General features: G+C 50.3%; 15 protein-coding genes. 13 read left to right on the top strand and 2 right to left on the bottom strand.

Annotation, left to right across the window (positions count from 1 at the left end; translation table 11 throughout):
- Window positions 1-40: 40 nt before the first annotated feature.
- Complete coding sequence (locus HH215_RS14165; RefSeq protein ID WP_217362294.1) at window positions 41-1,684, top strand: DUF3502 domain-containing protein; 1,644 nt, start codon at window positions 41-43, stop codon at window positions 1,682-1,684.
- 100 nt (window positions 1,685-1,784) lie between these two features.
- Here the strand turns inward: HH215_RS14165 and HH215_RS14160 are convergent, their stop codons facing one another.
- Window positions 1,785-2,627 (bottom strand): AraC family transcriptional regulator, encoded by an 843-nt coding sequence (locus tag HH215_RS14160; RefSeq protein WP_169280504.1) that lies wholly within the window; start codon window positions 2,625-2,627, stop codon window positions 1,785-1,787.
- Window positions 2,628-2,755: 128 nt separating this feature from the next.
- Between HH215_RS14160 and HH215_RS14155 the strand changes: the two genes are divergently transcribed.
- The 9 genes from HH215_RS14155 (at window position 2,756) to HH215_RS14115 (ending at window position 15,982) form a co-directional block, all read left to right on the top strand.
- Complete coding sequence (locus HH215_RS14155; protein WP_169280503.1) at window positions 2,756-4,822, top strand: beta-galactosidase; 2,067 nt, start codon at window positions 2,756-2,758, stop codon at window positions 4,820-4,822.
- Window positions 4,823-4,949: 127 nt separating this feature from the next.
- Window positions 4,950-5,198 (top strand): hypothetical protein, encoded by a 249-nt coding sequence (locus tag HH215_RS14150; RefSeq protein ID WP_169280502.1) that lies wholly within the window; start codon window positions 4,950-4,952, stop codon window positions 5,196-5,198.
- 149 nt (window positions 5,199-5,347) lie between these two features.
- Entirely contained in the window at window positions 5,348-7,156 is a 1,809-nt protein-coding gene (locus HH215_RS14145) for a sensor histidine kinase (RefSeq protein WP_169280501.1), read from the top strand.
- Complete coding sequence (locus HH215_RS14140; protein ID WP_169280500.1) at window positions 7,149-8,738, top strand: response regulator; 1,590 nt, start codon at window positions 7,149-7,151, stop codon at window positions 8,736-8,738. The genes HH215_RS14145 and HH215_RS14140 overlap by 8 nt, the downstream gene beginning before the upstream one ends.
- A 98-nt stretch (window positions 8,739-8,836) precedes the next feature.
- Window positions 8,837-10,192 (top strand): ABC transporter substrate-binding protein, encoded by a 1,356-nt coding sequence (locus HH215_RS14135; RefSeq protein ID WP_169280499.1) that lies wholly within the window; start codon window positions 8,837-8,839, stop codon window positions 10,190-10,192.
- Window positions 10,193-10,258: 66 nt separating this feature from the next.
- A complete protein-coding gene (locus tag HH215_RS14130) occupies window positions 10,259-11,140 on the top strand; it encodes a carbohydrate ABC transporter permease (RefSeq protein ID WP_169280498.1) in 882 nt (293 codons plus the stop codon).
- Window positions 11,141-11,146: 6 nt separating this feature from the next.
- Window positions 11,147-11,989 carry a carbohydrate ABC transporter permease gene (locus HH215_RS14125; protein ID WP_174887617.1) on the top strand — a complete coding sequence of 281 codons (843 nt, stop codon included), beginning with the start codon at window positions 11,147-11,149 and terminating at the stop codon, window positions 11,987-11,989.
- A gap of 294 nt (window positions 11,990-12,283) precedes the next feature.
- Window positions 12,284-13,102 carry an MBL fold metallo-hydrolase gene (locus tag HH215_RS14120; RefSeq protein ID WP_169280497.1) on the top strand — a complete coding sequence of 273 codons (819 nt, stop codon included), beginning with the start codon at window positions 12,284-12,286 and terminating at the stop codon, window positions 13,100-13,102.
- A gap of 153 nt (window positions 13,103-13,255) precedes the next feature.
- Window positions 13,256-15,982, top strand: coding sequence for a hypothetical protein (locus HH215_RS14115; RefSeq protein ID WP_169280496.1), 2,727 nt, complete (start codon window positions 13,256-13,258; stop codon window positions 15,980-15,982).
- Here the strand turns inward: HH215_RS14115 and HH215_RS14110 are convergent.
- On the bottom strand, window positions 15,975-16,868 hold the full coding sequence (locus tag HH215_RS14110; RefSeq protein ID WP_169280495.1) for a hypothetical protein: 894 nt from the start codon (window positions 16,866-16,868) through the stop codon (window positions 15,975-15,977). The genes HH215_RS14115 and HH215_RS14110 overlap by 8 nt on opposite strands.
- 378 nt (window positions 16,869-17,246) lie before the next feature.
- On the opposite strand from HH215_RS14110, the gene HH215_RS14105 reads away from it, so the two are divergent.
- The 3 genes from HH215_RS14105 (at window position 17,247) to HH215_RS37025 (ending at window position 21,108) form a co-directional block, all read left to right on the top strand.
- Complete coding sequence (locus tag HH215_RS14105; protein WP_169280494.1) at window positions 17,247-17,711, top strand: GreA/GreB family elongation factor; 465 nt, start codon at window positions 17,247-17,249, stop codon at window positions 17,709-17,711.
- Between the two features lie 577 nt (window positions 17,712-18,288).
- Window positions 18,289-20,280, top strand: a complete 1,992-nt coding sequence (locus tag HH215_RS14100; RefSeq protein WP_254450481.1) for a beta strand repeat-containing protein — start codon at window positions 18,289-18,291, stop codon at window positions 20,278-20,280.
- A gap of 366 nt (window positions 20,281-20,646) precedes the next feature.
- Window positions 20,647-21,108 carry an S-Ena type endospore appendage gene (locus tag HH215_RS37025; protein WP_375140504.1) on the top strand — a complete coding sequence of 154 codons (462 nt, stop codon included), beginning with the start codon at window positions 20,647-20,649 and terminating at the stop codon, window positions 21,106-21,108.
- The last annotated feature ends 74 nt before the right edge of the window (window positions 21,109-21,182 follow it).

Here is a 21,182-nt window from a genome sequence, read left to right as displayed (position 1 = left end):
AGATTGCCGGAATAGTAGGGTTAGGAGGAGCCGAACGCAAATGTTCGGCTCCTTTGCCAATGGCGATCTAGAGGATTCCTGCGCTCCGATCGCGAAAGGGTTATGGACTGACATGCATCCGGGGAGGAACATAATGGTTACGATGAGAAGGAAGCTAACGTTAGCGATGATCATCCTGCTAAGCCTGACGACATCGGCTTGCTTTGATTCGGGCAAGGGAGGCTCCGAACTTAAGGGAGGAAATTCCAAAACGGTTACTCTCGTCGGTTATTTGATCGGAGACGCGCCTAGCGGACTTCCCGACGTTCTCGAGGCTTTGAATCGGAAGCTCGAGCAAGATATTCACGCGAGGCTGGAGCTGCGGTACATTCAATGGGGAGACATGGCCGCGCGTTATCCGCTCGTGTTGTCCTCCGGAGAGAACGTCGATTTTATTTTCGCGGCCAATTGGGCTTATTACTCGCAGGAAGCGACCAAAGGCTCGTTCCGGGAAATTACGGAAGACATGGTCAAGGAATATATGCCTAAGCATTATGCGGCAACGAATCCGAAAGCATGGAAGGAAGCCGAAGTCGGCGGGAAAGTCTACATGATCCCTACCTCGACGCCGGATACTAAAGTTCCCGTCACGTTAATCAGGGCCGATCTGCGCAAGAAATACGACATTCCGGAAATTCGTAAAGTATCCGAGCTGGAGCCGTACTTGGCAGCGGTGAAGGAGAACGAACCGGGCATGATCCCGATTCAGGTGGACAAGCAGTACGATTTCATCAAGACGCACGCGAATCTGCAATGGGAGCTAGGGCCCGCCACCGTCGATCTCGTTATGACGACGAACGGATTCTCGGGCGTGTTCACCGATTGGGACGATCCTAGCGGGAAGCTGCTGACGTTGTTCGACGAGCCGCTTCGCTCGAACTATATCCATGTCGCCAAAATCGTAAAGAGCTGGTATGACAAGGGGTATATCAACCACGATGCTTTCGCTAACAAAATACGGAGCAAGGATTCCTTCGAACAGGGGAAATCCGCGGTGGCTTACGGCAACAGCAACGATATTCAGTCCACGATCGCCAAGGCGGAGCAGCAGGGTTGGGAGGTCGATATTATTCCGAACTTGTCTCCGAAGGGCACGTACATTATGGATTCGTATATTAACAACGGGGCCGCCATCGCCACGGATTCCAAGAATGCGGAGCTTACGATGCGCATGCTTGATCTGATCATGGAAGACCCCGAATATAACCAACTCGTCTATTACGGGATCCAAGGGAAAAATTACGTCTTCAAGAACGGCGAAGTCGCTTTTCCCGAGGGGATGACCGCCGAACGGAACGATTACGCGCCGGACGCTTCGGGCTTCTGGTTCACGAATAAAAATCAATTGCTGCCGAACTCCGGCTGGAACGAGAAGTATACGAAACATCGCGACGAGATTAAGCAAATGCTGATCCCGTTCTCCTATTCGGCGTTTAACTTCAACGCGTTATTGGTGCAAGGAGAGCTGGATCGGATTAACGAGGCTGCGATCCAGTACTTGAATCCGTTGCTTAGCGGCATGGTCCGCGACGTTGACGAGGCTTTTAAGCAAGCGGAAACCGAGATCAACAAAGCCGGTTTCCATAAGCTGTTGGCGGAAGCCAAGAAACAGACCGAACAGTATTTACTGTCGCAGAAGGAATAGCGGTATGACTTAAGATCTGTTGAGGCCACTCAACGTTGCAAAAACCGACTATGAGAGGCGGTTGGCGAGATTGGCATCTCTATAGTCGCATTTTGCGAAGTTATACGCCGCGCGACTCTCTCCGAGTTCCGGGAGGTTGTCCATACGTTTTGCGAAATACTCGGACGAAATAGTTGGTTTCCATGCCCACTTGCCGCGCGATATCTTGAATTTTCAAGCTATCGTCCTCGTTAAGCAACTGTTCGGCTTTTTCCATTCGCAAATTTTGCAAATAGCGATGCGGCGTAATCGAAAAATGTTGAAGGAACAGCCTTTGAAAATGTTGAGAGGAATACCCGACGGCTTTGGCGACATTCGAGATGAGCAACGGCTCCGTGAAATGCTGATTGATGAGGAGCAGAGCTTTCCGGAGCGCTTCGTTACGGACCTCATCCGCGCGAGGCCTAACGTCGGCGTCGATAATCGGCGGTTGATCTTGCAGACGAACAATCAATGCGTACAGCTTCACGGATAGATCGAATAGACGCTGAGGATTGGATTCGTTCGATTGTTGCCAGATCCCGCCGATCTCCTCCCAGCATAGATCGAACAATTCGGGCTGTAGCAAAGTGGGCCGGAACATCCCGATTTGATCCAAGATCGGGCCTGCGAGAGGGCCGCGGAAGCCGACGAATCCAATGTGCCAAGGCTCGTGCGAGATCGGGTAATACTCGTGCGGGTGATCTGGCGGAAACGCGAATGCTTGGCCTGCGGACAGAGGATATTGTTCACCGTTCTTAAGGTCGCAAAATAGCCCTTGTCCGCTTTTGATAAGAAAAATTTGATACGCGGGAAACCCGTCGGGACGAGAATGGTAATATTGATGATGCCTTCCTACGGAATAGGCATAAAGAGGTAAAGACTGCCGAGTATCCGGTAATTCGACCAGTTGGAAAGGGAGCATGTCGATTCTCCTATAATTCATTTTGTACTATAAACTCGAGTTATGAATGCTACTGAATTATACCATTGATATGCTATCGTAAGAAGAAAGTCCGATAAATGAAGCGGCTCGAAAAGGAGATCGTAACTATGGCGAAATTTCCGCCGATCAGCTCGAAATTACCCGTTATGCTTCACGGAGCGGACTACAATCCGGAGCAATGGAGCGACTATCCGGAAGTGCTCGCGGAAGATATCCGTCTCATGAAATTAGCGAACTGCAATGTCATGTCCATCGGAATCTTTTCATGGGTAAAACTCGAGCCGGAAGAGGGGAGATTCACCTTCGACTGGATGGATCGGGTACTGAACTCTTTCGCGGACAACGGCATCTATGCTTTTCTCGCAACGCCTAGCGGCGCTCGTCCGGCATGGATGTCCGCCAAGTATCCCGAAGTGTTAAGAGTCGGTTCGAATCGCGTTCGTAACCTGCATGGATTCCGGCATAATCATTGCTACACTTCATCCCTCTACAGGGATAAGGTCGCCATTATCAATACCGAATTAGCCATCCGATATGCGAATCATCCGGCCGTCATAGGTTGGCATATCTCCAACGAATTCGGCGGAGAGTGCCATTGCGAAGATTGCCAGCAAGCGTTTCGAGAGTGGCTAAGACGGAAGTACGAAACGCTGGACGCGGTTAACCATGCTTGGTGGACGACATTCTGGAGTCACACGTATACCGCTTGGGAGCAGATCGAATCTCCATCCTCGCACGGAGAAACGCAAGTCCATGGCTTGAACTTGGATTGGAAGCGATTCGTTAGCGAGCAGACGATCGATTTCTGCAAGCATGAGATCGGTACGGTGCGCGGGTTTAATCCCGAATTGCCGATTACGACGAATATGCACATGATCGAGGGCATCGATTACCGTAAGCTTGCGAAAGAGCTTGACGTCATCTCATGGGATGCTTACCCGGATTGGCACTATACGGAAGACGATGACGACTCTCGGTTAGCGGCTTGGACAGCCATGCACTACGACTTGATGCGTTCTTTCAAGAACAAGCCGTTTTTGCTCATGGAAAGCACGCCGTCCATGACGAATTGGCAATCGGTCAGCAAATTGAAGAGACCGGGAATGCATAAGCTTTCTTCCCTTCAAGCGGTATCCCACGGGGCGGATTCCGTGCAATATTTCCAATGGCGCAAAAGCCGGGGGTCCAGCGAGAAGTTCCACGGGGCGGTCGTCGATCACAGCGGGCAAGAGAATACTCGGGTATTCCAAGATGTCGCTCAATTGGGAGAGTTGCTTGGAAATCTCGCCGAGATCGTAGGTACGGGGACTCCGACCGAAGTCGCCATCTTGTTCGATTGGGATAACAGATGGGCCGTTAAAGATGCCCAAGGCATCCGAAACTCGGGGATACGTTTCGAGGAAACCGTGCTCCAGCACTACCGCGCCTTCTGGGAGCTCGGTATTCCGGCAGATTTGATCGGTACCGAAGACAACCTATCCAAGTATAAGGTCATCGTGGCGCCCATGTTGTATTTGATCCGCGAAGCGGATGGGGAAAGAATTCGACAATTCGTCGAGCAGGGCGGAACGTTCGTGACCACGTATTGGTCGGGGATCGTCAACGAAACGGACTTATGCCATTTGGGGGGATTTCCGGGTCCGCTGCGCGGCACGCTAGGCATCTGGGCGGAAGAAACCGAAGGGTTGCATGCGCGCGATTCGAACGGAATCGTATTCCGTCCGGAGTCCGCTTGGGGACTGTCCGGCGAGTATGCCGCCCACGAAATCGCCGAATTGGTTCATCTTGAGGGAGCGGAAATCCTAGCCGAGTACAAGAGCGATTTCTATGCCGGACGTCCGGCTCTGACCAGACATTCGCTAGGAAACGGCAAAGCGTATTATTTGGCGACCCGGGTAAAGGAGCTTGATTTCTACGTTAAGCTTTACGACGCGATTTCGCGCGAGACGGGATTGCGCTATGCGTTACCGGAGAGCGAACTCCCGCAAGGCGTAACGGCGCAAGTTCGAACGGACGGCGTGCGGGAATACGTATTCGTTCAAAATTTCAGTCGCGCCGAGCAAACGATCCGCTTGGATTCGCAAGGGTATACCGATGTCGTAACCGGTCAGCCTGTTTCCGGCACCTTAGAGCTTCCCGTTCATGGAATTTCTATCATCGGAAGATCTCGATAAGAAGCGTCCGAACCGTTGTAGCTTGGCGTACAAATGCACATTCTAGTCCACAGTCCAGTCTCTGGTCGGATGCCTTTCATAGGATATAAAGCCCTGTGAATCTGACTAAGATCGGAGGTAAACGAAAATGGATGAAATGTATCATTTGTGCTGTAGTCATATGAATCGGAGAGTACGGATTCATACGCGCTGCGGAGAATGTCACGAGGGCGTTATCGTAGGCGTGGATTGGGACCATGTGTATTTGCGCCCTTCTTCGGGTAACGTTCAAACGTTAGGCAAGGCTAAGACATCCGCTTGGTTTGGAGGATATGGTTACGGTGGCGATATTTTAGCCCTATCTCTTTTCACTTTGCTTGCTATTGCCCTGATCTAGTTATTCTTGAACGGCGAAGAAGCATGCGGCCTTAGAGCCGCATGCTTCTTCGCCGTTCATTGGCGAGATTCCCCGCGTTCGGGTAACTTGACTGGCGCATGCAAACAGGAATAACATAACGCCTATACGAACGAGAGGATGACTGACAGATGCATACCGGAAGCGATAACTGGTTCAGAAACCAGAAGATATATACCAAAATTATCCTCATCTTTTTTCCGCTAGTCGTTGTCCCCCTTTTACTGCTCAGTCTGCTTTCTTACACGATTAATACGGATGCCGCCATCAAAAAAACGAAGAAAAACATGTTCGACGAATCCAGGCTGATTACGACGAGAATAGATACGATAATAGCCAACGCGGAAAGCTTCGCCAATAGCGCCATGCTGGATCTGAACAAAGAGGTCAAATTAAAAACGTTGGAGCTTAAGCAAAGACAAGAAGGCGATCCGCCGATGAGCGACGATCACATTCTTCGCAACCAGATCGAGAACAAGCTCGATTTCGCCCAGCTTATTTTTCGCGAGGTCGAATCGGCCATCTTCATCGACCGGAACCAGAACGTGTATACGACCGATGAGAGTCTTATCGAGGGAACATTGGAGGGGCTTGAGAGCTCTATGTACCGCGATGTCGAGAACAGCAACGGCATCATGAAATGGTTCCCGATGGGGCTTAGGAGCTTCTGGGTCATGGACAAGCAAAAAGCGGTGCTTACGGTCGGGAAAAAAATACTGGATACGGAGTCGATGGACACGCTCGGCTACCTATTCGTGAACGTAAGCGAGAAAACGTTGTCATCCGTCTATCATCCCGTCGGCCCGGCGAAGTCGAACGGTTATTACATCGTGGATACTCGCGGCGTTATCATTTCTTCGGCCGACGAGTCGAAAATTATGCAACCGGTGGAGTCGAATAAGAAAGTCGAAATTTTAGGTCAAGAAACGTTGCTTGAAGAGACGAGTGGCGCGAACGGACAGAAAATCCTGTTAACGGCGATGCCGTTCGGCAATTCGGATTGGAAGCTGGTCAACGAGGTGGATCTTCGCGAGCTGACGCGGGAAACGCGGCAAGTCTCGAGTATTATCCTCATCGTAGGCGGGATTTGTTTGTTTTTAGCCATCGTCGGTGCGGTTATTCTGTCCAGGGCGATCGCGGCTCCGATTATGGCTCTGGCGAAACACGTGAACCGAATCCGCGACGAGAATATCGATCGTCCCGTCGAGGTGAAGAGCCGGGACGAGATCGGGATCCTCGGTTCCGGATTGAACATCATGCTCGGCAGGGTTAACGATTTGCTGGTTAAAGTGAAAGAGGAGCAGCAATTAAAGAGAGAATATGAATTCGCGCTCGTTCAGAATCAAATCAAGCCTCATTTTTTCTACAACACGCTCGATCTGATCTATGTTTTGTGTAAATCGGGGGAGAACGACGAAGCCGGGAAAGCTACGAAAGCATTGGCCGATTATTATCGGATCGCGCTTAGCAACGGCAAGGAAATCATAACCGTCAGGGAAGAGGTGCGTAATCTGCAGAGTTATCTCTACATCCAGAGCGCGCGTTACTCCGATTTGTTCGATTTCCGTATCGATATCCCGAATGAACTGCTGAATTACGCGATTCCTAAGCTCACGCTTCAGCCTTTGGTCGAGAATGCGATCTATCACGGGATTAAAGAAAAGGGGAGCTTCGGCCACATTACCGTTTCCGGCTCGGTGCAGGGAGACACGATGTTGCTGCGGGTCACGGATGACGGCGTCGGATTCCCGAGAGTGCTGCTCGAAAGCTTCACCGGGGGTAAGGAGCTGAGTGAATCGTTCGGGTTAAAAAGCGTCGATGAACGGATGAAGCTGTATTTCGGTGACCGCTATGGTATACGTATCCGCAGCGAAGAGGGAAAAGGCACCGAAGTGACAGTTGAAATTCCACTAACGGATGGAGTGAGCCACGATGTTTAAGGTGATATTCGCGGACGACGAAGCGATATTTCGGACGTTTTTCAAAAACGTAATCGATTGGAAGGCCCACGGATTCGATATTCGCGGCGAAGCGAAGAACGGATTAGAAGCGCTGGCGCTCATCGAGGAAGTCCAACCCGATATCGCGTTCATCGACATTAATATGCCCTATATGAACGGAATGGATCTGGCGGCCAAGGTGAAGGAACTGAACCCGTCTATTATCGTTCTGCTCGTGACGGGACACAGCGAATTCGAGTACGCCCAGAAAGCGTTAAAGATCGGAGTGGACGATTATATTCTTAAGCCGTTCGACGAGGAGGAGTTGCTCGTCGCGCTGTCCAAAGCGAAAGGGACGATGGAGAAATTCAGGGGAGAGCGGGATAAGTCGAAGAAGGAGCTCATCGTCTGGAAAGAAAGCTTCCTCAACATGCTTATCAGCAATGAATTTACCGGCGATAAGGAGACGATCCACGGCCAACTGGGCATGTTCCAGCTCCAAGAGGACGGTCTATCCCAAGTCGTATCCGTCGAAATCGATAGTCTTCACGAACAGTGGCCGGATTCCGGGGAAATCCGTCTTCGCAAATATATTATCGCGAACTTGCTGAACGACTTGGTTCAGCTTGAAGGCCGCAAGCTCATCTTCAACGGACCGGAAAATCGGATCATTACGTTGCTTCAATTTACGGATGAAGACGGAACCCAGCGATTCACGACGGAAGGATTTTCGAAGTTATGCGCGTTGATCAAGAAACACTTCGGCTTCAGCGTAACGGTAGGGGTAGGCGGTTCAGGGCGAGGCATCGTCTCTATTCGCCAGTCATACAAGGAATCCATCATCGCCTTGCGAAACAAAATTTCGATGAGCTTGACGGACGTGATTTTCTACGAGGAGATGGTGTCCAGGTCGGCTAATATCGGCTTCTATCCAAGCGAGATGAACGAGAATCTGCTCATTCATTTAAGGCTTCACGACGAGGAGAAGATCAAGAGCACGTTAGCCGCGATCAAAAATCATATCGAGACGAACCGATTGTCCAGCGACTATATTCATATGATCATGGCGGGGCTTGTTTCGCTATGTTTGACTTACATTTACGAAATCGGCAAGCAGGTTGACGACATTCTTCCGAAAAATTTCTCCCCGTTCGAGGAAATTACGAACAAGCCGACTTTGGCGGCCGCGTTTGAATGGATCGAGGATATGTACATGAGCGTGTCGGGTCATTCCAAGAGCATAAAGCGATCCAAATCGAGTAACCTGCTAACGGCTGCGAGAGAATATATCGATACCCATTATCAAGATAATCAGCTCAAGGTGGAGGACATATCCAAGCATTTTTACATTCAACCGAGGTATTTGCTGAAGATTTTCAAGGAAGGTCTCGGCATGAGCGTAAGCGATTATTTGTTCGAGACGCGGATGCAGAAGGCGAAGGATTTGCTGGCTTCGGGCCGAAACTTACGGCTTGCGAATATCGCGGAAATGGTCGGGTATAGCGATCTTGGACATTTCAGCAAAAGCTTCAAGAGGCATACGGGACTGTCTCCTAGCGAATACGAAGCGACGCGCAGATGAGGTTGAAATATACAAATGTGTTCCGATTCGTCCCTTACGGCACGCGTGACGTTCCGATTACAATGAGGACTGTACGAATCAATCAGGGGGGTTACACGATGAATAACAAGATGAAAAAACCCGCACTAACGTTAATGACGCTATCTATGGTTGCGCTTGCACTCGCTGCTTGCGGATCCAATAACGACAATAGCGCATCCAGCGATCCAAGCCCATCGGCTTCGGCTTCGGCGTCAGCTAGCAGCACTCCCGCGGAAAGCCCGGCGCCGGAAGCGGGTTCCGTGAAACTGAAGTTCTACGCGCAATATAGCGGAGTAGAAATTCCCGTATACGATGCCGCGAAGGAAGCGATGAAACAAATCATGCCCGAAGTCGACGTCGAATTTGAAGTCGCGGCCCAAGACGACGAGCAAAAAATTAAAACTTACGCGGCTGCAGGGTCGTTGCCCGACATTTTCTTCGCATCCAGCGGACTGATCGAAACATTGAAAAAGTCGGACAACCTCTATGTGATGGACGATATCGTAAAAGCGAACAACATCGAGGCATTGCTGAACGATAGCTCCAAGCCGATGTTGTGGAACAAAGACGGTCACTCTTATTCCGTGCCGAACGTTGGTCAATGGGCCGGCATAATCTACTACAACAAAGAATTGTTCGAGCAAAACGGCGTAAAAGTTCCAACGATGTATTCGGAAATGCTTGAAGCGGTTAAAGCGTTCAAAGCGAAAGACATCACTCCGCTTGCCGTGTTCGCGAAAGAAAAATGGCCTGCGGCCTTATTGCTTGACATGGCAATCGTAGGTTCCGGCGATGTAGGCGGATTGAAGAAACTCGACAACGGCGAAGGTAATTTCTCCGAGGATGCATTCGTTAAAGGCTCGCAGAAGATCAGCGAACTTGTTGCCGCAGGACTTATTTCCAAAAACGCGTTCAATACGACGGCTGACGATGCCGCTGCTCAATTCGCTTCCGGCAAAGCCGCAATGTACGTGAACGGCGCATGGTCGATGGCTAACATCTTCGAGAAGCTCGGCGATAAAGTAGACATCATGTACACGCCGCTTGCGGATACGGCCGGTAGCTGGAACATGAGCGGAGGCGGATTTAACCAGGGCTTCGCGGTTTCCAAAAACTCGAAAAAAGCGGAAATCGCCGCTAAATACGCTGCGCTGTTTTCCATCGAGTTCGCGAAACAACGCGTAATCCAATTGGCTGATCCTAACTCGATTCTAGTTGAGAAGCTCGTACCGACTAACGGTCTGAATACGATCCAACAAAAATACTCCGACGATTCCGTCAACTTCAAAACGATGACGACATTCGCTTGGGGTTACGAGAACGCGAAGTTCAAAACGTTCATCGAAGATAATTCGCAGAAATTGCTTTCCGGCCAAAAAACGGACGATTTCATAAGCGACTCGAACAAAGCTCTCGAAACCGCTCGCAAATAAATCAAATGAACGAAAACAGGTTGTCCTTGTCATCTGGGACAACCTGTTTTTCGGAAAGGAGCAACCATGACTACCAAGCAGAAGTACAATTTGGCTCTCCTTGTCTTTACGGTGCCGACTTTGCTTTTTTTCAGCGTTATCGTTGTCTTTCCTATCTTGCAGACGTTTCAGAAGAGCTTCTTCGACTGGGACGGTCTGACTCCCGCGACCTTTATCGGTTTCGATAATTACGTCCGTCTATGGGGGGATGACGATTTCTGGGTTTCGATACGGAACGGCCTGATTTTTGCGCTCGTGCTTGTCGTTTATCAGATCGGAATAGGAACGTTGCTCGCTATCGCTCTTAGCACGAAGAGTCTTAGGGGCAAGAAGTTTTTTAGAACGAGTTATTTCGTCCCGGTCGTGTTGTCCGGCGTCGTCGTATCCCAACTGTGGATCGCGATCTATAACACGGACGGCGGTTTGATCAATAGTCTGCTTTCCTTGTTCGGATTCAATTACCAGCAAGCATGGCTTAGCGGAGAACATTCCTCGATTTGGGCGATTGCTTTTTCCGGCGCATGGCATCACTTAGGGATTCAACTCGTGCTGATCTACACGGCGATTAAATCCATTCCCGAGCAATTGTACGAGGCGGCAACGATCGACGGCGCTCCATTCTGGAAAATGCATTGGAAAATTACGGTCCCGTTACTAAGCGAAGCGTACAAGTTCTGTTTAATCATCGCTATTACGGGCGGGTTAAACGCGTTCCAGAACATGTTCGTCATGACCAACGGAGGGCCGGGCAATATCTCTTACACGTTAACGTTCATGATGTACAAAGCCGCGTTCAGATCCGGCGAATACGGGTACGGTTCGGCAGCCGCAGCGGTTCTCGTTCTGGAATGTCTGTTGTTCACGATTCTCATCAACAAATTCGTTGCGCGTGAAAAAATCAACTACTAAAAGGAGGTGATCTTCTTGCTGAAGCGATTGACTACTCGAGCGCTGACCTACGGTCCGCTTTCCCTCTTCTTGCTCGTTAGCCTGTATCCGCTTATTTGGCTGCTGTTCTATTCTTTTAAGGACAACGAGGAGATCTTCTCGACTAACGTATTCGGCATTCCGAAGCATTGGCGATGGGAAAATTACAGCAATGCCTTCGATGTATTCGACATCGTAGGTTACTTCAAGAACAGCTTGATCGTATCGATCGGAACGGTCGTATTTACGGTTATTCTCGCCCTGATGTTCTCTTACGCAGCGGCCCGCATGAAGTGGAGATTCGCGAACGCAAGCCGGGTTTATATGACTTCGGGGATGTTCATCCCGATGCAAATCATTCTGATTCCGCTATTGATTCTCGAGCGTACTTTGCATTTGCAAAACAGCTATTTGGCTGTTATCGTGCCTTACGTCGCTTTCCAGCTATCGTTCGCAACGATTATCTTTTACGCGTTCTTTAAGTCGTTGCCTTATGAAATCGAAGAATCCGCTGCCATAGACGGCGCTAGCGTATATACGATTTTCTTCAAAATCATGGTTCCGCTCGTTAAACCCGCGATCGCGTCGGTCAGCATATTCGTTTTCTTGTTCGCATGGAACGAGTTCCTGGTCGCTTTGATCATGATCAGCGAGAACACTTTAAAGACGCTGCCTCTCGGGTTATTGTACTTCCAAACGCAGTTCGGCTCCGATTGGGGAGCGATGGGCGCGGTTATGGTCATCTCGACGATCCCGACGATTATCGTTTATCTGTTGTTCTCCGAACAAATCGAGAAAGCTCTTACGGTTAGCTCGGCTGTTAAAGGCTAAGCGAATCAAGGGCATCGACGTTATCCGCTACGCGATGGAGGTGGATAACGCTCGGATTCCGTAGGTTATCGTCCCGGTCGATCGTCAAGTTCAAGAGGGTTATTTTTTCGTTAACAGAAATTCAAGAGATTCGGTTATCATAGAGTTAAATCATAGAGTCGAGGGCAGAATGATCGTCGTCGATAGCAAAGGCGATAAGGTTTCGGATCGTCCGGTTTGCTTGGAGAGCGGCGTCCACCTGTTGAAGGTTCCCGCATCCGGTATGATTCACTTGAAGATAGGAGAGTGACGTATATGAAGATCCGATTTCTCGGGACGGCAGCCTTCGAAGGCATCCCCGCGTTATTCTGCGGTTGCGACGGGTGCAAGAGGGCAAAGGAGCTCGGCGGGAAAAACTATCGTACCCGTACGTCGGTCATGCTGGGCGACGAGTTGAAAATCGATTTCCCGCCGGACACGCTGACGCATATGCATCGCGACGGGTTTGATCTGGACAAGGTGAAGGATCTGATCTTCACCCATTCGCATTCCGATCATCTCTATGCGGAAGATATCGTGGCGCGGTTTCCGGGATACGCCAAGTCGGAAGAGCATCCCATTCACGTGTACGGCAACGATCTAACGCTGGCGAAGATTAGGCAAACGTTCGAAGCGAACGGAGGCGATCGCGGGAAGTTCGTGCTTCACCGCGTCCGTCCGTATGAAACGGTACAGTTGCAAACAGCGGTTGTCGTTCCGTTATACGCCGCTCATGATCCGAACGAGACTTGCTTGCTCTATTACATCGAGAAAGACGGCAAATCGATCTTGTACGGTCATGACTCCGGGGATTTCCCGGAAGAGACGTGGGAATGGCTGAAGGACAAGAGGCTGGATCTTGCCATCCTCGAATGCACGATGGGCAATGTTGATTATCGGAAGACGCATATGAACGTCGAGGCCGTTCTCGAGACGACCGCGCAATTAAGAGAGCAAGGGATCATGAATCAAGACGGCCGTGTCGTCGTCACTCATTTCTCCCATAACGCGCAACTGCTGCACTCGGAGTTAGAGGAAATCTTCTTGCCTCATTCGATTACCGTTGCTTTTGACGGAATGATCGTCGATCTTTGATAGGATCGTCATAGAAGCTGTCCCCCCAAGTCGTTTTGTGGGAGGAGGCTTCTTTTTTTGTGTGAATCCGGAGAATAGCTTTCCAATATAAGTAACTTATTCCTGCCGAGATCGTCTATATTTCTAACCAAACCCTTTCGGAGGCATGAAAAAATGACAAGAAAGCCGTTCCTAATAGGGATTACTGCAATTATCGCCTCCTTATTGATCTTGCTTCCGATCGAACGGATGAACCGGACGAATCAGGTCAAACCCGCGGAGCAAGACCAGGTCGCCGGTATTATCCCGGTATCTTATACAGGGCAAGTAACGGACAAGGAAGAACAACGATCGCCGGCCGTTGAAGAACCGTTATTTCCGTCGTTGAAGGTTCGAGCGTCGCTAACGGATAGCGGCTTCGGTTTGGCATTCGATAAAGAGCAGTATCCGATTCTAGAGAAGACGGTAAGCGCGGCGGACCGGGTCGTTCATTCCGTTAAGCGCTCCGATTACAAAGAGGACGGAAGCGGCATTACTTGGACGCGGCAAGACGCGGTGATCGTAAACCCCGAAACCCGCGAAGTTAAGACCTATCCGTTGTACGAGTTGAAGACGCTCTTACCTGGCGACGGCGGCTTGTTTACGATGATCGACGATCGCAACGTGATGTTCGTTCGGCCTACGCTGGAGGGAGAGCGAGTGTCGTATGATTTGGCGCGTATGGATATCGAAACTGGGAAAATTGTCATAATCGCCGCCCGATTCTGGGAATCGGAGCTGGTGGATCATTTACAAGTGGATGACTTCCTGCTTAGCTCGCATTATACGGAACGGTCAGATGCTTATGGTAAGCTCTTGCTGTCCAGCGCTAAGGGACGGCTATGGCAATTTGACGTTGCTAGCGGAGAAGCGCGTTCGAATGGGGAAGAAACGTATCCGGCATACGGCGACCTTGGAAGTAAGCCTTATCGCGAGCTTGTCTATCCTTCTCCGGATTTGAAGAGATTCGTTTATCATCATTTGGACGCCAATCGCTTCGAAGTCATTAATGCCGATTCCGGCGAGCGGATCACCGAATTCGGTTTCGACGAAACCGTGGCATTGATGGACCCTGGAATCGTATGGAGCCCGGATAATGGCATGTTCTTCTTGGAATCCGGCAATCGCGATCAAGCGTTGGGCGTTTATACGGATAACGGGATGCTGCTGTTCGCGCAGAAGGTGACTTTCTATGATCGGGACGGTCGAGCCATCCGGACGTTAGAACTGCCGCTTAGCAAAGACAAGAGAATGAACGTATATGGCTGGGCGGACGACGGGAAGGTATGGATCGAATATTTCCGGGCGAACCAGCCTGAAGACAGAGACTCGTCTAAACAAGATGTCGCTTACAAGCTTTATGACATAAATACGGGAAGGCTTACCGATTACAAGGTGATTGAAGATATAGCTAAGCTCAACAATCCCGTTCTCGTAAAGAAACATGGAGGTTATAGCTTCCTTTCTCCGCCTTTCCTTATCGCGGATTCGGCCAATCGGCTGCTTTGGCTACCGGCGAAAGACACAACGGCAACTTGGAACGACGAGCAATTGTATGGGCAGCTATCTTCTGAGGATAACAGTTTGGTATATCGTTGGAACCCGAGCGAACGTACTTGGGAATGGATAAATGCCGATTCAGGTGAAATCAAAAACGGAGAAAGACTATTTGTCAGGCCGGCAGTGCATAGGAATCGATGGCTAATTTATCAGCGGAATTCGGTTGCAAGCTACGATTACGTGAAGATCCCTGCAACGTTAGAGCGTAATGCCGATGGTCTGCCGGTGTTGACCGGTGAAATAACGGAGACGACGATGGGGACTCAGGAATGGTGGAAGGATGATCATTTTTCCAAGACGGAAGAACAATCGCCAACCATACGAGCAAGCGGCAAATCACGTTACGGAACGCTTAAAATAAAATCTCTGCCGGGGGAAGTCCGCTTAGAGGATGGCGGAGGGTTCCGTTACTATGGGACTTATGCCGTGGAATACACGAATCGGCAAGGCGCCAAGAAACCATTGCCGTCGATCGACGATCTGGCATTGCGTATAGAAGGATCGACTCCTTCGCTCATGCGCGTGTTCGAATTCAAAGATTTCGATATTTTGCTGTTTCAGCCGGACAGCTTTCGATTCAGTAAAAGCTTCGACGGCGGAATACGGGACATAAGGGCGTACGCGATAACGAAGCAGGGAACTGCGTTCCCCCTGACATTTCAATATGTTAATGGCACGCAAGGCCAAGGCATGCAGAGTGCTTTGACCATTCCTATCGACGACAACGCCGCGGTCGAAACGATCGGAGACAACCTTGTATTACATGCATGGTTATGGGAACGAAATTTTGAACTTGCGTTAACGCCGAACTTGAAGGACAAAACGCTGACCGTTACCGATGCGATCGACCGAACGGGAGAGTATGCGGAGTTGGCGAAGGTAACGAATCGTTACGCGAATCGTCTGGAGCAAGCATTAGGGCTCGAGGATATCGATTTACCTGAAGGGAAAATGGACGACGAGCAATTAAGGGCACTGTTTACGGATAAAGCTTGGAGTAACCCGGGGTTTCAACATTTAATGAAGGACTTCGCGAAAAGTAAGCAAGAGGGCAATTCCTCTAGAGCGTTCGCATGGAACCCGATTGATGCCCGATTCGTCTCGCCGGATACGATCCGATTTACTTTCGCACTGAATCTATGGTACGCAATCGGACTCGCGGCTCATCTCGAGGTCGGGTTAAAGCTGGAAGACGGCAAATGGAGATTTCATGACTTAGGGTCGTTAGAGACAGAGAAACTCGAAGGGCTGCCAGGTTATAACGGGCTGCTCATTCGAGATCCTCTTGAACTTATTAATTAACCGTAATCGCGCCGATCGAGGTCGATAACGATAGTTTTGGACCGCCGCCGTTTCGTTCGCTTTCGCCGACTTCGGCCCCGGTCACCTGACCTAATTCCGTAGCCGTCTCTATATTGCATTCCAGCGTGGCGGCTAGATCTGCCCTTATGCTACCGACTTCCGTAGCGACGTTAAAGCTGCTTTTGCTATCCATTTGGTCAATGCCGAGTTGAATGCTGCCTGTTTCCGACTTTACGCTGGATGGTCCGATGATACGAGCTCCATCGATCGTGATCGAGCCCACTTCATTATGGACTTTATAGTTTCCTTCCAGTTGATTGAGATGAATAGCTCCGACGTTGCTGGAGATCTCGTAGCTCTTCATGCTGACGGGCAGTCCAACGTCGTATTCAATGAACAATTCCGAATGTCCGTACTTGTCTTGCGCCCAGTCCCACAGGTTTTGTTTCGGATCATCCTTCGGGCGGGTGACGATTCTCAATTGGTTACCCTCCGCGATGACCTCGGTTACCGCGTTGTCCAAGATGGATTGGAAGTCCTCTTGGGAGGATTTGCGACTAGCCCAGATGGTTGTTTTTACGGTAATCTGATCGTCGGCAGCGGCTTTCACATCAATATTGCCTACTTCGTTATGGAGAATAATGCCTGTAGCCGAGCCTACGGGTTGAGCGAGGGAATGGGTTCCGTTTACGCCTTTTCGTTTCGTCTCGTCGTACCACTCTAATGACGCGGTTTGCACGGTTTTCGAAACCGCGTCGTTCACTTCTTGAATGCTTTTGTTTACTGATTGTTCGATCCGATTGTCGGATAGTTCGGAACAGCCGGCCAGAAATCCTAGCGTGGCGACGAAAGTCATGATTAGCGTAGATTTATGATTTCTCTTCATTTTTGGGAGACTCCTCTATGTAAGTGATATTTTCCGGTAACGAGTCAGGGTTATTGTCATTATACGATAATGGAGTTAGAAGGAGATACAGCCAAGGGGCTTAAGTTTAGCTAGACCTTAGTCGAGGAAAAACGATTAGTGCATATGTGGATGAACTCAAGATTCGATGCCGAATTTTCTTCTTGAATAGCTTCGTTATCCATATTGGATTTTTTGAACAACACCTTAAACGAATAGACAAAAGGAATATTTCTGTTATGATACCTCTAAGTCCCTCTCGAAGGGTCTATTTTACTATGAGGAGGAATTGAGCTATGAAATCGTTGTTCAAGCTGATTACGGAGTATGTATCCACTGGAAAAGAGGGGGATTCTCTGTATGAGCCATAGTAACAACGCAAAGTTCCAAGAAGAGCTGATCGCGCAAGTGAACTACTTCGATCAAGAAACGTCGGAACTCTTACGTAAGTTATACCCGGATGCGGGGAAAAGAGATGAGCTGCAGCAGCTTATCGACGGGTATATGGATCATATTCATTCGGTTCTGGAGGGCTCCATGCAAGGAGAACCGGATTCGCTTGCTTGGATAGGCTCTCACGTTACCGTATTGGATGAAATAGATGGGTTTGAAGAAACTTACAAAATCGTATTGCCGCAGCAAATCGATGCGGATCTTGGGCATATTTCCTTCATGTCCCCGTTAGGCAGCAAGCTTCTTCTTGCACGTAAAGGCGACCGGATCGAGGTGGATTCCCCCTCGGGGAGTTATGGCATGCTTATCTCTAATGTCATCTTTGGTTTAGAGGCATCGTCGAGTTACTTCCCGGATACCGGTGAGGCTTAAGGGAACAGCTTGCTCGCTCGGAATCTGCGGAACGGAAGTAGGTTAAGCTTAAGCAATCGCTACTATTTGAATGTTGTAAAAGAGTTTGGAATGGTGCTGTCCCTTGAATACGGGATGGCACCTTTTTTCGTGTATTGCTTTCATTAGCCGTACATCATGCCGGAAAAACGGTTGAATTATTCGAGAAGGCTAGCGTGCAATCAAAGGAAATAGGTTATTCATAAAATAGTACAAGAACAGACCCGCATGGGGACTGAAAATGGACGGCCGGACACTCTGACAAAATAGAGAAATCTCAGCTAATAGAGATAGGGGATGCATCATGTCTGCTTACTGTGGAAGTTGTGGAGGTGAAAACTGCAGTTCCGGTTGCAATGGCGAATGTTGTTCAAGCGGAAATCTATCAAGCAAAGGTTATGTTGGAGGTGTTAGTTATAGTTCGAGCCGCAAGAACAACTGCTGTTCGAGCGGTTGTTTGTCCTGCAACGGTACCGTAAAGAGGGGGGGAACCGGGCCGACCGGGGCAACAGGTGCGACCGGAGTGACGGGTGCAATAGGGTCAACGGGAGCAACCGGGGTGACAGGAGCAACAGGTGCGACTGGGGTAACGGGAGTTACGGGGGCAATAGGAGTAACAGGTGCAACCGGGGTTACGGGGGCAATGGGTGTGACAGGAGTAACAGGGGCAACCGGAGTAACGGGAGCAACTGGGGTGACCGGGGTAACGGGAGCAACGGGAGTGACTGGGGCAACAGGGGTAACCGGGCCGACCGGGGCAGCAGGTGCGACCGGGGCAACGGGAGCAACTGGAGTAACAGGAGCAACTGGAGTAACGGGTGCGACAGGGGCAACAGGTGCGACAGGGTTAACGGGAGTGACCGGGGCAACTGGAGTAACAGGAGCAACTGGGGTGACCGGAGCAACGGGAGCAACGGGGTTAACAGGTGCGACAGGAGTAACGGGTGCAACGGGGCAGACCGGGTCGACAGGTGCGACAGGAGTAACGGGTGCAACCGGAGTAACTGGAGCAACCGGGGGAACAGGGGCAACGGGGGTAACAGGGCCGACCGGGGTAACGGGAGCAACTGGAGTGACGGGTGCAACCGGGGGAACAGGGGCAACGGGGGCAACGGGGGCAACGGGGGCAACGGGGGCAACAGGAGCAACAGGAGCAACAGGAGCAACAGGAGCAACTGGGCCGACCGGGGCAACAGGAGTAACGGGAGCAACTGGGGTGAGCGGAGTAACGGGGGTAACAGGGCTGACCGGGGCAACAGGAGTAACAGGGGCAACCGGAGTAACGGGAGCAACTGGGGTGACCGGGGTAACGGGAGCAACGGGAGTGACTGGGGCAACAGGGGTAACCGGGCCGACCGGGGCAGCAGGTGCGACCGGGGCAACGGGAGCAACTGGAGTAACAGGAGCAACTGGAGTAACGGGTGCGACAGGGGCAACAGGTGCGACAGGGTTAACGGGAGTGACCGGGGCAACTGGAGTAACAGGAGCAACTGGGGTGACCGGAGCAACGGGAGCAACGGGGTTAACAGGTGCGACAGGAGTAACGGGTGCAACGGGGCAGACCGGGTCGACAGGTGCGACAGGAGTAACGGGTGCAACCGGAGTAACTGGAGCAACCGGGGGAACAGGGGCAACGGGGGTAACAGGGCCGACCGGGGTAACGGGAGCAACTGGAGTGACGGGTGCAACCGGGGGAACAGGGGCAACGGGGGCAACGGGGGCAACAGGAGCAACAGGAGCAACAGGAGCAACTGGGCCGACCGGGGCAACAGGAGTAACGGGAGCAACTGGGGTGAGCGGAGTAACGGGGGTAACAGGGCCGACCGGGGCAACAGGAGTAACGGGAGCAACTGGGGTGAGCGGAGTAACGGGGGTAACAGGGCCGACCGGGGCGACAGGAGTAACGGGTGCAACAGGAGCAACGGGAGTTACGGGAGCAACCGGGGCATCGGGAGTGACAGGAGCGACCGGGGCAACAGGTGCAACGGGAGTTACGGGAACAACAGGTGCAACGGGAGTAACAGGGGCAACAGGATTAACAGGTGCGACTGGAGCAACTGGAGTAATTGGAGCAACTGGGCCGACCGGGGCAACAGGAGCAACAGGGGCAACGGGAGTAACCGGCCCAACAGGGACTTTTGTTTCTGGATCTGCGGCAAATACGAGCGGGGCGACACTGCTAATAACGTTGTTAAACCCAACGGTTAATATTCCTTTTCCTAATGCGCAGAATTTATCCGCCGGTATTACGGTTAACAATCCAACCGCAGATACATTTACAATCAATGTGACAGGCAGATTCCACATCAGCTATTCTCTGTATCCGACACTCACCCTCCTAACAACATTTCAATTATTTCGAAATGCAACCGCCGTAGCAGGCACGCAGGTAAACGCAGCAATCGGGATTGGGATGGTGTACAACCAAATTATTATTAACATTACCGCGGGGGATACGATACGGGTTACGGCTAATGCGACATTGGCGGCTACAGTTACTCTTGCTTCGGGGACGACAGCTGCCACCCTAGCCATAATTCAGGTTAGCTAGGTGGAGCTTAATCTAGGCATCCGACATGGTTTATATGAAAAACAAGATTAAAAATAACCCTTTTCTCCTAACGTACATTTAATACAGGAAGCTGTTTATTTGTGTTATGGAAAGAAGGGATAGAAGCTGAAGAGGAGAAAATGTTCCTTAAATGAAGCATTAGTCGCAACTTTAACGATACTACTTCTTAAAGCCCCTTCGAAAGCCCACAAAACCAAATGCCGTGTAAAAAGAAGGCATAAGAGCACATATAAAGCAGTTTGTAAGAAGAAAAGAAAAAAGAAAAAGGTTAAGTGTCTTCGTTGTTCTTATTATCTGCGGCCGTATCGTCTGTCACGTAAAATAAGTTGTTTTCCCGCAGTACCCATGCTAATGCCTATTAAACCCTCACTGCCTCCCGCACCAGCCGTGTGTTGTATTCCTGTTGATCCACCTGCCGTTGTTCCCATTAATCCACTTGTTGTTACTCCCGTTGATCCTCCAGAATTACCAAGGACGAATCCGATTCAATTCGTGGAAAAAGACTGTTGCGGTAACTTTTTAATTCAAGAGGATCAAATCAAACCGATACAATTATGGGCGGTTGGCGAGAGCATACAAGTTGATCTGGCGCAAATATCTATATTCAATAGCTCATCCAGTACAGGATTTCTTGAGGTAGAAATAACGGGGGCAGAACCGATGAGCTTACAAGTGTATCCAGGCAATACCGCCACTTTTACGGGGCAAAATATTAGATCAATCGAGATTGCCGCTAGGGCGACTAGTCCCGTATATATTGAGGGTAAATACTCCGTGTTATCGACTTTCCGTGTAAAGGACCAATAAACAAAAAAGGCTTCTTCAATAAAATCTACTGAAGAAACCTTAGCATTCATGATCAATCGATTAAGTAAATTCAA

The organism is Cohnella herbarum (genome assembly GCF_012849095.1).
Taxonomy (GTDB): Bacteria; Bacillota; Bacilli; order Paenibacillales; family Paenibacillaceae; genus Cohnella; species Cohnella herbarum.
The sequence above is the reverse complement of the archived record's forward strand: the minus strand, read 5'-3'. Positions and strand labels throughout refer to the sequence as shown.